This is a genomic window from Campylobacter concisus (assembly GCF_002165815.1).
Classification (GTDB): Bacteria; Campylobacterota; Campylobacteria; order Campylobacterales; family Campylobacteraceae; genus Campylobacter_A; species Campylobacter_A concisus_BH.
Genome location: NZ_NDYN01000014.1, coordinates 1 through 15,051 on the forward strand (window position 1 = coordinate 1; position 15,051 = coordinate 15,051).

The window sequence follows — 15,051 nt, forward strand, 5'->3', positions numbered from 1 at the left end:
AATTATCCGCTCTTTGTAAGCAATTATCCTTTCTTTGCAAGAGAATTATCCGCTCTTTGTAAGCAATTATCCTTTCTTTGCAAGAGAATTATCCTATATATTATTATAAAGTATAATTAAAGACACTAATAGTATAATTTCATTCTGAAACCACAAAAAAGAGCGTTATGAAAAATCGCAATATAATCGTTCATAGTGATAAAATAACAAAGGGTAGAAGTAAGCTTAATCTCTCTGAAATGAAGGTTTTTTTGGCCACTATTACTACGATCGATGCCAAAAATGACGATGAATTTAAAGAAATTACACTTGATAGGCAAGATTTTTGTGAAGATACTAATTTAGATTTTAGAACTGTAAAATCGGTCTGTAGAACACTTTTGAAGCAGGTCTATGAGATAGAAACCGAAAAGGTCTGGGAAGCATACCCTATTTATCAAGTTTTTAAATACGACAAGGATACAGGAGAAATCAAATTTAAATTTAATGACTATATGCGCCCATATTTATTAAAAATAGTTGAAAGTTTTACAAAATACCAAATTAAAAATATTATCAATATGACTTCTAAATATTCAATAAGGATATATCAAATTCTAAAAGATCTGAGAAATATAACAAGGCAAAAAGAATTTGAATTAGAAGAGTTTTGCGATTGGCTAGAAGTCCCAAAAAACAAAAGGCGTTGGGGAAATTTACAGTTTGATATTTTAGAGTTGGCCAAAAAGGAAATAAATGAACTGACCGACATTAAAATACTAGGCATATATCCTGAACGCAAAAAAGGAAAAAAAGTCTTATCGTTTAGTATAAAATTTATCACCTCTGAGGAACTAGACAACCTAAAACAGCTTGGTGGAGATGAAAGCTATTTAACTAATGCTGGACTAAGAGAGATCGAGATTTTTGATAGAAAGCTAGTTAGCTTTAACGATAAATATGTGATGATTGATAGTAATATAAGGAGAATTCTATCTACAAGCTCCGATGAAGGAAAAATTAGGGTTCTTTTTTCAAAAACAGGAACAGATATAAATTTCTTTTGGTTTAATACAATTAAAGACCTTGAAATAGCTGTTAAAAATGCAGAGACTATAAAAGATACAGAACCTACACTTTTTGATTAAAAAATAATAAAAAATTCTTATAAATAATATTGAGTTAAATTATCATTAATATAGTAAAAAAGTGATATCATTTTGGAAATCTTTTATAAAGGAGACAACATGCTAAAGATCTTTAAAGTTGCGCTACTAAGTGCTGTAGTAGTTGCTGGATTGAGTGCAAATGATAATCTTTTATCAAAAGTCACAAATGGAGTTGTTGCAGATAATGCTACTGGCGTTAAAATGCTAAGTGATGGCGAAATGAATCAGGTGCTAGGAGGTTACTACTTTGAAAGAAAGCCTCAATTTGACCATAGAGGTTATATGCCGTCAGTTGCATACAAAGTATATGAAGATTCTGGTGATCCGAAACTAAGTGTAACAAATGGTGATTTTGTTGTAGCTAAAGTAAGGATTGGAACAAATGGAAGAAAACAGTATTATTTACAACTGTATAGAGGAGATAACCAACCAGCAGGAGCTTACGCAGGTGTTGGAGCCAGTAAAATATTAGATGATATGAAAAAAATGGGGTTGTAAAAAATAGGCACAACTTTTGCTTACTCTTTGAAGCTAAATTTCAAGGAGTAAGCTATGAAAGTCTCTTATAACTCCATCTTAACAAAACAGCACTACCAAAAACAGACAAAAAGCGAAGGCTTTGCAAATTTCCTACCCAATACTCCAAATATAAATTCGATCAGCCAAGTCACTACTCCTAAAAATGACTTTGTTTCATCTAGCGCTATCGACTCTCTTTATCAGGCTAAATTTACTTCACAAGAGGGCTACGGATATAGTGTAGATGCTAAAGGATTTATGGGAGCTGATTTTAACAAGGCTGCAGGCTTGCCACAGGACTTTAAAATCCACAAAAGCACACTTGATGCGATAGTGCTACACAACCAAAAACATCCAAATAGTATAAATTTTTCAATGGAAACAAAGAAAGATAACCAACTCTTTGGAGAGGATAGCTTTGCAAATATCGATCTAGCAAATACTATAAAGCAATACTATAAAATTTTTGATCAAATTTCAGCTGGAGTTATTAGTAAAGGTAAAGAGTTTTACTCAAATGAAGATCTAGCAAAGATGCCAAAGGGCTACTTTTCAAAAGATAAAAAAATGGATCATTTCGAATATCTAATGGGTAGGATGTCAAGTGACGAGATAGATGGACTAACTGATAGAAGCAATGAAAAGATAACTCATGTATTTAGAACGGCACAAGATGCAGACGATGCACGTAAGATAATGAATGATCTAAAAGATATAAACATAAGGGTTAATGGAAATTTTCTTGACTTCTCTCCAGAAGTGATGACAACTGAGCATACTATCCCTTATATGTGGGTTAGTAGTGCTGGATATGACTTTAAGCCTGATATGTCTGTATATGATAATGAACAAGGCTATACAAAGGAGCAAATCTTTGTAGCATTTTTAAAAAACGAGCAAGGTCTTGTGCTACAAGGTGGCACAACAAGGATAACCGACGAGGCTCTTAATGTATATAGAGACACACTCATACTTACAAAGCAAGATAGAAGCGAGATAGGCATACCAAAGGCTTATTATGATGAGATACTATCTGGCAAGAAAGATCTAAAAGATATACTAGCTAGGATTTTAAAGCTTAGAAATTTAGAGCTAAAAAAAGATCAAACGCTTGAGGGGCTAGCAAGTAAGATAATGGATGTTTTAAAAGAATTTGATGAGAGGATGAAAATTTAGTTGTATTTATACAATATATGTAATACAATATTGTATATATGTTTTATATTATATTAACATAATTATCATATAATATGTTATTAACATACTATATGATAAAAAGGATTAATATGAATTTAGCAGTTTTACAACTAAAGGGTGGGGTTGGAAAGACGCCGCTTAGTTTTAGTTTGGCAAAAGATCTTGGACTAAAATGGCAAAGCAATGATGACTCTGTAGTGCCACAGTTTTACAAAGATGGCAAAATATTAGATAAGTGCATTTTTGAACCAAATACTATGTATGACTTTGGAGGATTTGCCTCGGCTGGAGTGCTAGAGATACTAAAACATTGTAGTATTGTTATTGTTCCCATTACTTCTAATCCAAATTCCATTAAAAAAGCAGCAAGCACCATATCACAGATCAAACCTCTTGGCTGCAAAACACTAGGCCTTATAACAGATGTTTCTTCTCAAAAAGAGCTAGAAGAAACAGTAGCAATGATAAAAGCTGCTAACATAGCTTGCACAAAATTTCTTATTTTAAAAAGCTCTAAAATATTTGAAAATGCTATGACAACTGGACTAAGTTTTTTAGAGCTATATAATGAAAGCAATCTCTCAAAAAGACAATATCAGTCATTTATAGATATGTATCAAAAAGTCGTTAATTACATAAAGGATAATAAATAATGGCAAAATTAAATTTAGATCTTACAGAGATAGAGCTAAACGAACTAAGCACGGCAAGCTTTCAAGAGCAAGACGAAAAGCAAGAAACTAAAAAAACTGGCGGCAGACCAAAAAGTGCCAATCCTGCCGACAAAAGAACGACAATGTTTTTGTCTAGTGAAGAGCTGGATTTTTTAGACGAAATGGGACATATAACCAGAACAAATAGAACCCAATATCTAAGATCGATCATCAGAGAAAAAATGGAAGATTTTAAAAGTAAAAAAGCAATAAATATGCTAAAATAAAACAATTTTTTAACAAGGAGTTTAAATGGAAAAGCTATTTAAAGTTGCACTAGCTAGTGCTTTAATGTTAAGTGGTGCCTTTGCAAATGATTTGCTTTCTAAAGCTACAAATGGGGCCGCAGATAATAATTCAGTTGGTGTGAAAACACTAAATAGCTTGGATCTAGAGCAAGTTAATGGTGGGTATAGCATAAAAATTCATAATCTTTCAAAAACACAAAATTTTTCTCAAGCCGTAGCACTTGTTAATTTTTCTCCATATGAACGAGACAACAAGGTATCTTGTGGGCTTAACATGCCAGATGGTTGTTCTGGTGGATACTATGCTAAAAGTAATTTTCAAGAAGTTATGAATCAAGTTAATTATAGCAATGATGAATACTTAGGTGTTGTAGCAACAAAGGTGAATAAGCCTTATGGCTTTGGTAGCATTCCACAATATTCTTACTCTGTTGCAGCCTTTAAAAATGTAAATGGCCAACTTATGAGACTAAAAACCATAACAAACAAACCATATATAGCAAACGAACTAATAAATTCAAAAGCTGTTAGAAATCAACTAACTATGAGCCTTGGCTTTTAATTGAGATTGCAACCCTAGTTTTAACTAGGGTTTTATTTAAGAAGGATTTGAAAATGTTAAATGGACTTAACAACAACACATATACACAAAGCTATAAAACAAGCATAAATTCTAAGCAAGCGGCAAGTCTTAGCACAGCCACCAACCAAACGAGCTCTTTAGTTTTAGGCTACAAGGTAGATAAGGATGGCTACTTTACAGATGAGTTTAATAAACAAGCTGGCATACCAAGTGATTATAAAATTCACTCAAGCACGCTGGAGTCGTTAGTAAGGATAGAGACGCAGTCTGACTATATGAAAAGGACTTTTGATAGCATCGACATACTAAAAACCGTAAATAATGCCTATAAAATTCTCTCCCAAGTAGTTGGCGAAGACACACTAAACTCAAAAGATAGCTTTAGCTTAGATGAGATAAGAAATTTCCCTCAAGGCTTTTCTTATAACCGCCAAAGTATGCAAGTAACCAAGATCCATAACTCCATTCATGAATTTGGCTCGGCTGCGGCTGATTTTAACGGCAAAGAGTCAAATAAGCAGATGATAAGCACGCTTTTTTTCAACCCAAGCTTTAAAGGAGGAGACGGCAGACAGCCACTAAAGCCAACAACAGATATCTTTAACAACAACAATGGCGGCAAGGAGAGTGTGGGAAGTGGTGTATTTATGGATCCGCATGGAGAGAAATACACTAATAAAGATGGCTCAATAACTAAAGGCGGACTTATAGCAGCCGTTATAAACAACAACCTTGATGTAAGAGAGGGCGAGACAACAGCACAAGGCAAAAGAGAAGGCTATGATAAGAGCATAGATAGTAAAGAATTTAATAGAGCTTTTGAGCTGTTTGAACTTATGGGCGAGATGAAATTTGGACCTGGCTTTATAAATGCTACTGATAATGACATAGCAGGTATGCCTAAATATATGCAAGACTACATCAGATCAAAAAGAGACTTTGTCTATATCGACTTAGAAAGTGGCTTTGTCAGCACTCCTGAAGATAGGCGTAGGGGATATGAAGAAGACGAGCTATCATTTAAAAAGATGATGGAGCGCAATCTAAAAATGCTAAAGCTACTCTTTGGTGAGATAGACAAAGATGGTAAAAAGAGTAAGGACTTTATAGATAGCTTTTTGAAATTTAGCATGCCACCTTTAAATTTAGTAAAAGAGTTAAATGAAAACCCAGCTGGAAAATACCTAGTAGATATGCTTGGTATAAAAAGAGAAGTTGATATAAAGGCGTAGTAGTAGAAATTAGTTATCTTTTTTAAGTTTTCTCTATTTAAAAACAAATTTTTGCCGATTTCTTAAGTGATTTTTCTACTTTAAGCAATAGAAAGCTTAAGACGATCGTTTTATGTATATAGAGATGTTGCAAAATAGGCGTTTTTTAAAAGTTGTATTGAAAAGTAAGATTTTCATAGGTAAGTTTTAAAAGATAATAATTGTTATCAATTAAAACTAAATTAGTGCTATAATTCTTATAAAACTTTTTACAGGAGGAAGTTATGTTTAAAGTTCTTAAAATAGCCATGATTGGCGGAATTTTAGTTGCAGGTGCTAATGCTGAAGATTTTCTAGCAAAGGTTACAGCTGGTGCTTTGAGTGACATATCTAGTAATGTTAAAAAATTAGATGTCACAGATATGAATGAGGTTAAAGGAGGCCTAGAGCTAGTAAGTCCTGAAAGATTTTCATATAATGAGTCTGGAGCATATGCTAAATATGAGCCTGATAAAGACAGCAGATATATAAAAATGCAGATAGAACAAGGGTTGGGCGCATACAATCTCCCTGGCTACCACCTTGCATACACTGTCAAAAGAGAGATAAAGTCTAGTCGTTATGGTAGATATCCTCTTTTTACTTACAGCGCAGCGGCATACAATGAAAAAACAAAGGAATATCATAAAATTTCTAGTAGTTTTGTCTTAAATAACAATACTGTTGTTAGACAATTACGAGACGCTTTTAAAAGAAGAATGGAATCTGACCTAGGTGGTTGGTAAAATTTAAGTAGCCTACAAATTTATATTGTAGGCTACTGATTTCAAAGGAGCTGAAATGTTTATTACTACCTATAATGGATCGATGCAATATAAAGAAATTTTAGATGACTACATAGCTCACGGCAATAAAAATTTATCTGCAGAAGATGAGAAAGCTAAAGTTGATGCTTATATGCAAGGACCATTTGGTGCTGGACTAGATAAGATAATCGGTATAGAAGAAGGAACGGAAGACTGGATAACAAAAACCATAGATAAAATAGATAGTATGCTATCAAACAAATACACCCCAGAAGAGCGAAAGGCTCTATACGGAAAATATCCAGAAACCATAGAAAAAGCGATAGATTGGGAGCTTCAAGGTTATATGGACTGGCTGAGGGATAACTCTGTTGATGGCAGGCCAACAATATCTGGAAAGGTGGCTGGTCTTGGCACAAAAGAAGAGGAGGCTGACCTAAGAGCCTTTATAGATAGCATGTCTTCTCTTTATCCGAATAATAACAAGGAGTCGCTTAGTCTTTTAGATAGAACCGACCTAAGCATAGATGAATTTAAAACGTTATTTGCCAAAGCAAGAGAGAAAGCAACAAAAGATGTTGAAGAACAAAGAAAGCAGATAATCAAAGAAGAACAAGAATACAATGCAAATTTTGCCAAAGAGCAAAGTGAGAAGAAATTTAAACCTATGCAGGTTAAGAAGAAGTATGAGACCTATGATATAAACAAGGATCAGAAATTTCTCTTTGCAAGAGAGCTTTTAAATTTCAAAGAAAAAAGAGGCATAGATGTCTTAGAGCTTATGCAAAAGATAGACAAGAAGCAAATTTTAAATAAGATGGCTTAATGGATAAAAACTAGAGTTTATCAAATAGTGCTTTATTGTCTATAGGTAAGTCTAGCTTATATTCTCTATGTATATCATTCTTTGGACCAAGGATTAAGACATAGCCTCCTTGCTTATGTTTATCCCATATATTATAAAACTGATCCTTTGAGCTTATATATTTGCCGTAGCTTGGATCAAGAATAGTTATAAAGTCGCCTTGATGATTTATCACAACCACAAAATGAGGGAAACGAGGATCGTCCTCTATCTTTACCAAGACTGGCAAGTTTATCTTTTCAAAAGTAGCACGATCGAGCTGATAACCTTCAGAGTCATAGGATAACTTAGCAGCAGCTTGCTTTAACTGCAAAAAACTCACCATATCGGTATTTAGTTTTTTATCGCCTTTATTCATCTGCTCTAGCACGTCTTTTTCTGTTAGAATTTTAAAATCAAGCGTATTAATGAGTGTTGCTAATGATGCTGCACCACAAGACTCTTCATAGTTTTGCCTGATTACATCTTGATTTCTTAGTTCCTCGTATGATCTAACAGCAAACCCAGCATAAAGTGGCAAAGACGCCACTGCTGTGCAAAAAAGTAGTTTTAGAATTTTTGCCAAAATTTTATACATATGTTTTAGACAACCTACCTAACTTCTCACTCCAAGAATTTGCTAGAGAATTTATATCCTCGCTAGTTGGCTTAAATTTCTCATATTCGTTTGAGGCAAAACTTTCTGCGCTAATGTTCTTTGATCTTGCATACATCAAAAGCGTTAGCTCTTTAAGTCTTTCTTTTATGAGCGCTTTTATGCTCTCACTATCTTTACCCACTTTTTCAAAATCCACAAAATACTCTTTATGCTCTCCAGTGCTTGAGATATCATTTAGTGCAGCACTACTAAGCTTAGTCTTTGCACTATCGCTGGGTAGCGGTCTAGAACTACGTAAAAATCCCATAAAAAGAGCCTCTTTGCTATAACCTTCATCTGACTCATAAAAAGAGATATCAGGATTAAAACTAAACTCATCACCTGCCTCGCTCATCGTAAAATCAACCTCTTTTACTATGAGCCTAACTCCTGCACTTGAAAGCTCTTTACTTAGAGACTTAGCGCTATTTAGCTCATCGCTGCTAGAGTAGATGTTTGAGATAGTAGAGTTTGATAGATCTTTTAGCAAGTATCCTTTGGCATCATAGCGAGTGCCTTTTGTGCTATAACCTTTTGGTAGTTTGCCTATATCTGCAAGGGTGTAGCTCTTTTTATCATCGCCTAAAGCAGAGGTCATTTGATCAAATAGTCTGTAGTAGTGCTTTATGGTGTCAGCCATATCGATGTTGTCAAAGATCTTTATCTGCTCGTCCTTGCTCTTGATGCGGTTTAGCACATGGTTACGCTCGGCAAATCTACTAAGCTCATCAAGCGTGCTTTTGTGAATTTTAAAGTCCTGTGGCAAACCTGCGGCCTTATTAAAATCAGCTCCCATAAAGCCAGCCTTATCTACTGTGTAGCCATAAGCTTGAAGATCACTAAAATTTAAAGAGATAAGGCTACTTGCGCTTGCTGAGACAAAGGTATTTTGGATAGGCCTTATCTCTTTTTCTGCCTCATTTTTTTTGGACGTTTTTTTTAAGACTTCGTCAAATCCTAAAGTATCATTTTGATTGTGACTTTGGGTTTGGGATCTAAATGTTGTATTTATATTATTATTTAGTAGGCTTACTTTGTTCATCACCTTAGCTCCTTTGCTTTGAAAGCGTGAAGCAAAATTTATGCCATATTTTAAATTATTTTCCTAATTGCGCCCTAAATTCATCTACCATTTTATGATATTGTGAGCCTATATAAATACCTCTCTCTTTAGTAGTTAAGTCATATGTATTAATATAAAATTCTTGTTTGCCATTAACTTGCCTTGTCATAGCTAATAATATTTTATTAGTAGATGAGCCAGGTAAAACTAAGGTATCTTTATCGTCTTCTAATACTATATACGCAAAAGAAGTAACACCTCCATAAAAATCAAAAGAAGGATATCTATAAAAGTAATATCCGCCTTTTATACCTATCATATCGTTATCGCTTAAAGCTTTTATTTCACTGTTATTAGCGGCTCCGTTTGTAGCTAAATCTAATAGATCTTTTGCATATGAGCTAGCAACTAGTAAAATACTTAACAGCACAACCTTAAAAAGACTTCTCATTTTAACTCCTTTAGTAAAATTTTTAATTTTATTTAAAGCCTAAATAATCCAAATAATCTTTCTTACACAATTATATCTTTCAAAATTTTTGCCAAATGCTAATACCAAATATGCTATCAGGTGCTGCACTAGAGCCACCCATACTAGCAGATATAGATATAGAAGTGTCATTACTAAAACTATAAGTAGATCCTACACTATACGTTGGGATAGATCTAAGATTTGTAGTTTTTCTATCATTTATTTTATTTGCTGTTTGAAATCTCTGCTCGATGCCAAGATCAAGTGTGATCTTTGGGCTTAAAACAATAGACAAATCTCCACCAAAGAACACAGTATTGCCATAGTTTAGCTTCGCAAAGTCGAATTTTCTATCTGCGTTGTAGCCAAATCCAGTATATATGCTATAAATTACTGGATCAGAATATCCTTTTAGGCTGCCTTTTATTGAATAAGACTTAAAGCTAAAATTTTTACTCTGTCTAAGCGCACTCTCTCTTTGATAAAGTGCTGTCTGAAGAGTAAGCATAGGCACTAGCTCGCCAATTCTATCTCCTCTATAATTTACCCCTAGCCATACAGAATCAAACTGAGTTTTGCTCTCACTTTTTGGCTCTAGGGTAAAATAATCCATATACTCGCTTCTCTTATAACTTCCGCTAAAAGACGTTAAAACATCTAACTTTGAAGTAAGAGCATACATAAGAGTCTGGGTAAGAGTTAGCTGTTTTGTGTCATCCCAAACAACTGGATCACCATTTATTACAAGATTTGGAGTGCTTGTGTATACGTTAGGATTGCCGCTGCTAAGCAAAGACAAATTTGTAACACTTCTTAATCCAACCTGTTGTTTATAAAGGCTATCTATCGTGATAGGATCTGATGCTAATGCAAGAGTAGTGAGTAGTGAAGCTAGAAGTAATGATCGTTTCAATTTTGATCCTTATAGAAATTTATTTTTGTATTATGACTAAATATAAACGTTAATTTAAACTTTTTTATCAAAAACTTTTTCACCATTTGCTTCAAGCTTTTGCATTAAACGAAGCACATCGATACCACGTTCTCTCTCAAGTTCTTGAAGCTTAAGTAAAAACAAAAATTTATCGTCCTCGTTTATATCATAGGTTTTAGTGTTTTTACTCTCAGCTTGTATTGGCTTAAATGATTTTTCTTCTACTGAGCCATTTTTACCTTTGCCTAAATCTTCAAAATTCCTCACAATCTCGTCTTGCACTTTTTCGTATTTTTGTTTAAATTCATCAATACTCAAGTCTGCGCTATCAAGAAGTGATATAGTTAGATGATCTAATGATTTTACATTCTCAAAACCAACTATTTTAGCCGCTTTACTGTCTATAAAATCACGAAGTTCGGCTATCTCGTCAGCATTCATACTTGTGTCATATCCCAAATATTTGCCCCAAATCGTAACCTTACCATCTGCATTAAAGCCACTATTGACGAGACCAAAAGCGCCTATTTTAAAATTGTCACCATCTTTTGTGCTTAGAGCCTGGCCAGAAAAAAAATCATAGAGTGAGTTGTAATATGTTTTTCTAAATTTCTCTTGTTCTGAATCGTCTGCTATTATTTCTTCTTTAAAAGACTGGAATTTTTCTACCATCTTTTGCCGAGTTTTGTCGTCTGCGATAGCATTTTTAAGTTCATCGTTTGGACCATAAATTTCTTTATAATAGCCCTTTTCTTCTCGCACGTCAATAATAGGAGTTAAGTTAAATCCATTTATGCTATCAATCATAGGTTAGGTCTCTTAAAATTATACTTTTTATATTTTCATTGTACTTTCTAAAGCATATTCCATATCATTTTTAAAATTATCTCTAAGTTCTTTAATTATAGTATTGTTTTCTAAGGCAAAGCTACTATTTATTTTATGAAACTCATGTGTAGCACGATTATAAGCGCCTATGCCGTATGTGAATAAAGCATATCTAGTTCCTCTATCTGACACTTTTATTTCTCTTTTTACTGTATATCCTACACCGTGAAGCCAAGGCGCATATGTACCCATCAAAGCTTTTGCATATTCTTCAAATCTATTTTTATTTTGTTGCAAATGGGTTTTTGTTGTTTCATTGTAATAACAATTTGTAACACCTAAACCACATAGACCATAATCACTCACATAAGCTATATTCCCATTTGCATCAAATCCCATGCCAATCTCTGTGTGAGGATCTGGTAAGGCAATAACAGCGATTTCTTTGACGGTTTGAGTATTGGTTAAAATAGAAAATTGAGTTACATATCCGCCTTTAACATTTTTCATTTCATTATTGTTTAGGGTTTTTACGTTACCTTGACTAATAGCTCCATTTGTAGCTAAGTCTAATAGATCTTTTGCGTTTGAGCTGGTAAGCAGTAAAACACTTAATAGTGTGGTTTTAAAAAGACTTCTCATTTTAATTCCTTTAATAATTTGGATTTTTGTAAGTTAATATCGACTTTTTAACAATTTTATTTATATCTTTATCCATAAAATGCTTTAAAATTTAAAAAAAATCTGGTGTCTTTTTGCCACTCTTATGCCAAAAATAAGCAACTACGAAGCTTACAAGCAATACCAATGGCACTACTAAACTAATATCATTCATTATTTAATTCCTTATCTAGTTCATCAATCTTTTGCGTTAGGTCACTAAATTTTAATAAATTCATCCCCACTCCAAATCCGAACACAAAAATCAAAATCAGTGAAATTATAACCAAAAAATCAACATTATTATAGTGAGAAGATACAAAAGCCCAACATCCAGCTATCCCAGCAGAAAATACTAAAAGCTTGCTTTTTACTATATCAATCTTTTTGGATAATAACTCGATCTTTAATTTTATCTTTTCCAAAAATTTTCCTTTTTTGTGTGAGATTATACCATAGTCTAAATATTATTTGCAATCTATTATAATTATGTTATAATGCTTCATAATAAAATGTTGGGCGAGCATACCCCTTGTATATACAAAATCCTTGCGGTTTTGTATATCCTGCGGGTGCTCGTAAGGGGGAAAATCCCCCTTAACCCCCTTTGTAAAGAGCTGCTTAGGAGTAGTAAAAATGAGTAGATTTCAGTATCTTAATCTTGCTATATTTTTTGGATTAGGATTCTTTTTGTATGGATTTATTTTTGCGAAGTATCACTACAAATTTACGATCTTTTTTGGGTTTTTAGGTCTATTTTGGGGTGGCTTAGTGGCATTTCTTATTCTAATGGCATGGAATGATGATGAAAGAGAATAAAACAATAACCAAAATTTTAAGATTAACACCTAGCGAAAATGAAAAAATTCAAGACAAGCTTGATAAATTAGGTGGGGTTACATTTTCAAAATTTGCTATAAATTCGATGCTTTCGCGACCACTTACAAAGACACCAATTACTAAAGAACTAATCTTGGAGCTATCGAGACAAGGAAGTAACCTAAATCAGATAGCGAGGAGTTTAAATCAAAACAAGAGTCTTGATCGAGTGGCGCTCTCATTAATAAATCAATCACTGGAACGCCTAAATGAACTATATGAGATATTGAGCGATGATAGTTAAATTTTTACCAACTAGAGACGGTGGCGGACTTGGCAGCGTAAATTATTTGCTCAATGAACGACAAGAACAAGGCACAGCACGAGTCTTAAAAGGTAATGAAGCACAGACTAGAGCTATTATAAGTCAAATTCACTACAAGCAAAAAACAACCTTTGGAGTGTTGTCGTTTGCAGAAAAAGCCAGTGACATAAGCAATGAAACAAAGCAAGAGATTATAAAAGACTTTGAACGACATCTACTCGGTGATTATATGAAAGATCGAGTAAATATTCTTTGGGTAGAGCATAGCGATAAAGATGGACGACTAGAGCTAAATTTTCTAATCCCTAAAATTGATCTAGTGAGTGGTAAAAGTTTTAACCCATACTATGATAAGCGTGATCGCACAAATATTAACTTATGGAAAAGAACTATCAACGATGAATATAATTTCATCAGCCCAGACGATCCAAAAAATCAGTATAACCAGAACCGTCACAAAGCTACGATAGAGCAGCACAACACAATTATAGAATTAGACAATCAATTAAAAGATCTTGTATCACAAGGATTAATAATAAATCGCACGCATCTAATAGAGCTTTTAAGCTCTAGTGGCTACGAAGTTACAAGGCAGCCAAAAAGTGGCATAAGTATCAAAATACCAAATCAAAAAAAACCATTTAGACTAAAAGGAGGCATCTACAGTGCAGAATTCACAGACCTTAAAGGACTTAGCGAGCTTGGCGAAAGCCAATCAAGACGAATTCAACAATACGCTAATAGAGATACACAAGCAGAGTGTATCACAAATAGAGCAAGACTTGAAAAATTCATATCGACACGAGATAAACGAAATCAAAAACGATATAAAGAACAGACTATCTCCGACAATATCGCAAATAGCGAACATAAGAAGCGAGATAATACAGCAAGTTACTCCAAGCTTAACGGAAAAAATATTCAATGGCTTGGTGTTATCAATCGCAATGATATCTCTATGCCTAGGATTTTTAGCGTGTTTCTGGCTCAATCGGACAGAAATACAATATTATCAATCAGAGAACGAGAGATTAAGAGAAGAGAACAAAGTGCTAAACGAGTGGCAAATTCCAGTGAATTATCGAACAGAACAAGCCAACAAAACAACTGGCAAAGCAGAGAGGTATCTGGTGGTGCCGCCACAAACATTATCACAGATGAAGGACGGAACTCAATATTTACAACTGAATTATGGGGGTCTGTAAATGACGGCGTTAGAGACCGAATTATTGAACGAGATAGAGAGATTGCAAGACGAAATTCTGAAATTACAGGACGTGATAAAGAACAAGCAGAACGAAAATATAGAGCTGCAAGGAGCTTACGAGAATTTGCGCAAAGCGAGAACGTCTCTATATTACAGCGACTTGGCAGAGAAATACAAGCAAGAGCTAGAGAATATATTATTAACACACAAGAACGAACTAGACAACTTAGACAAAGAGCAGAGCGAGATAGGGAATACCAAAGTCGAATTAAATCAGCTCTTAGAGAATGGCAAGAGCGAATATTTAATAGCGGAATATCACAAATTAGAGAACGATTACAAGGCTTTGCAAAACAATTATATCTTATTAGAAACCGAGTTATTGACAATCAAAGAGACACTAAACAAAAGCTTGGAGGATATGGAGAAGTTGTTTCAGGAAGCATACAACGAATTAACAACCAATATGGCGGAAAATTTAGAGAAAGCCTGGAAAAGCAAACTGCAGCAGCTATTACCACTTGTGGATATGAAATTGAACGAGAGCTAAAAAAGCCTGAAAGGCAAAGGATGGTAGAGTTAAGAAGAAAAAAGGAGATATCTCACCATATTCAAATGGGTTTTTAGTTTTTCTTAAGATAGCTTTTGAATTTGATATAAAAATAAATTTGAAGAATTTGTAGGCTAAATTTATACCCTAAAATAGGGGCTTAGAATGCAATAATTATCCGCTCTTTGTAAGCAATTATCCTTTCTTTGCAAGAGAATTATCCGCTCTTTGTAAGCAATTATCCTTTCTTTGCAAGAGAATTATCC

The 15,051-nt window shown here is 33.9% G+C and carries 18 protein-coding genes; 11 read left to right on the plus strand and 7 right to left on the minus strand.

Translation table 11 applies throughout. The features are described 5' to 3' along the window. Positions 1 to 167 precede the first annotated feature (167 nt). The 9 genes from B9N65_RS10460 (at position 168) to B9N65_RS10500 (ending at position 7,251) form a co-directional block, all read left to right on the plus strand. Positions 168 to 1,127 (plus strand): replication initiation protein, encoded by a 960-nt coding sequence (locus B9N65_RS10460; protein ID WP_009295430.1) that lies wholly within the window; start codon positions 168 to 170, stop codon positions 1,125 to 1,127. Positions 1,128 to 1,226: 99 nt separating this feature from the next. Continuing rightward, positions 1,227 to 1,646: a hypothetical protein gene (locus tag B9N65_RS10465; protein WP_087583786.1), complete on the plus strand. Its 420-nt coding sequence runs from the start codon at positions 1,227 to 1,229 to the stop codon at positions 1,644 to 1,646. Positions 1,647 to 1,700: 54 nt separating this feature from the next. Beyond that, positions 1,701 to 2,843 carry a Cj0814 family flagellar-dependent secreted protein gene (locus B9N65_RS10470; RefSeq protein ID WP_087583787.1) on the plus strand — a complete coding sequence of 381 codons (1,143 nt, stop codon included), beginning with the start codon at positions 1,701 to 1,703 and terminating at the stop codon, positions 2,841 to 2,843. A 110-nt stretch (positions 2,844 to 2,953) separates the two neighbouring features. After that, complete coding sequence (locus tag B9N65_RS10475; RefSeq protein ID WP_087583788.1) at positions 2,954 to 3,517, plus strand: spore coat protein CotH; 564 nt, start codon at positions 2,954 to 2,956, stop codon at positions 3,515 to 3,517. Further along, positions 3,517 to 3,804 (plus strand): hypothetical protein, encoded by a 288-nt coding sequence (locus B9N65_RS10480; RefSeq protein ID WP_012000895.1) that lies wholly within the window; start codon positions 3,517 to 3,519, stop codon positions 3,802 to 3,804. The genes B9N65_RS10475 and B9N65_RS10480 overlap by 1 nt, the downstream gene beginning before the upstream one ends. A gap of 25 nt (positions 3,805 to 3,829) precedes the next feature. Beyond that, positions 3,830 to 4,387: a hypothetical protein gene (locus B9N65_RS10485; protein ID WP_087583789.1), complete on the plus strand. Its 558-nt coding sequence runs from the start codon at positions 3,830 to 3,832 to the stop codon at positions 4,385 to 4,387. A 53-nt stretch (positions 4,388 to 4,440) separates the two neighbouring features. After that, on the plus strand, positions 4,441 to 5,640 hold the full coding sequence (locus tag B9N65_RS10490) for a Cj0814 family flagellar-dependent secreted protein (protein ID WP_141083850.1): 1,200 nt from the start codon (positions 4,441 to 4,443) through the stop codon (positions 5,638 to 5,640). A 263-nt stretch (positions 5,641 to 5,903) separates the two neighbouring features. After that, a complete protein-coding gene (locus B9N65_RS10495) occupies positions 5,904 to 6,404 on the plus strand; it encodes a hypothetical protein (RefSeq protein WP_087583790.1) in 501 nt (166 codons plus the stop codon). A gap of 55 nt (positions 6,405 to 6,459) precedes the next feature. Then, complete coding sequence (locus B9N65_RS10500; protein ID WP_374220081.1) at positions 6,460 to 7,251, plus strand: cell surface protein; 792 nt, start codon at positions 6,460 to 6,462, stop codon at positions 7,249 to 7,251. Positions 7,252 to 7,261: 10 nt separating this feature from the next. Here B9N65_RS10500 and B9N65_RS10505 read toward each other — a convergent pair whose 3' ends face one another. From B9N65_RS10505 to B9N65_RS10535, 7 genes are all read right to left on the minus strand, one after another. After that, on the minus strand, positions 7,262 to 7,855 hold the full coding sequence (locus tag B9N65_RS10505; RefSeq protein WP_087583797.1) for a C39 family peptidase: 594 nt from the start codon (positions 7,853 to 7,855) through the stop codon (positions 7,262 to 7,264). Between the two features lie 4 nt (positions 7,856 to 7,859). After that, positions 7,860 to 8,969, minus strand: coding sequence for a Cj0814 family flagellar-dependent secreted protein (locus B9N65_RS10510; RefSeq protein WP_257640059.1), 1,110 nt, complete (start codon positions 8,967 to 8,969; stop codon positions 7,860 to 7,862). A gap of 55 nt (positions 8,970 to 9,024) precedes the next feature. Next, the gene (locus B9N65_RS10515) at positions 9,025 to 9,441 is read right to left on the minus strand and encodes a hypothetical protein (protein WP_087583791.1); all 417 of its coding nucleotides are present in this window, start codon (positions 9,439 to 9,441) and stop codon (positions 9,025 to 9,027) included. 79 nt (positions 9,442 to 9,520) lie between these two features. Further along, positions 9,521 to 10,375, minus strand: coding sequence for a hypothetical protein (locus B9N65_RS10520; protein ID WP_012000879.1), 855 nt, complete (start codon positions 10,373 to 10,375; stop codon positions 9,521 to 9,523). A 54-nt stretch (positions 10,376 to 10,429) separates the two neighbouring features. Next, on the minus strand, positions 10,430 to 11,203 hold the full coding sequence (locus B9N65_RS10525; RefSeq protein WP_012000883.1) for a hypothetical protein: 774 nt from the start codon (positions 11,201 to 11,203) through the stop codon (positions 10,430 to 10,432). Between the two features lie 27 nt (positions 11,204 to 11,230). Continuing rightward, on the minus strand, positions 11,231 to 11,866 hold the full coding sequence (locus B9N65_RS10530; protein WP_087583792.1) for a bacteriocin-type signal sequence domain-containing protein: 636 nt from the start codon (positions 11,864 to 11,866) through the stop codon (positions 11,231 to 11,233). A gap of 185 nt (positions 11,867 to 12,051) precedes the next feature. Continuing rightward, positions 12,052 to 12,309, minus strand: a complete 258-nt coding sequence (locus B9N65_RS10535) for a hypothetical protein (protein ID WP_087583793.1) — start codon at positions 12,307 to 12,309, stop codon at positions 12,052 to 12,054. Between the two features lie 380 nt (positions 12,310 to 12,689). On the opposite strand from B9N65_RS10535, the gene B9N65_RS10545 reads away from it, so the two are divergent. Then, positions 12,690 to 13,007 carry a plasmid mobilization protein gene (locus tag B9N65_RS10545; protein ID WP_035170240.1) on the plus strand — a complete coding sequence of 106 codons (318 nt, stop codon included), beginning with the start codon at positions 12,690 to 12,692 and terminating at the stop codon, positions 13,005 to 13,007. Beyond that, entirely contained in the window at positions 12,997 to 14,862 is a 1,866-nt protein-coding gene (locus B9N65_RS10550) for a relaxase/mobilization nuclease domain-containing protein (protein ID WP_087583794.1), read from the plus strand. Before B9N65_RS10545 ends, B9N65_RS10550 begins: the two co-directional genes overlap by 11 nt. Positions 14,863 to 15,051: the final 189 nt, after the last annotated feature.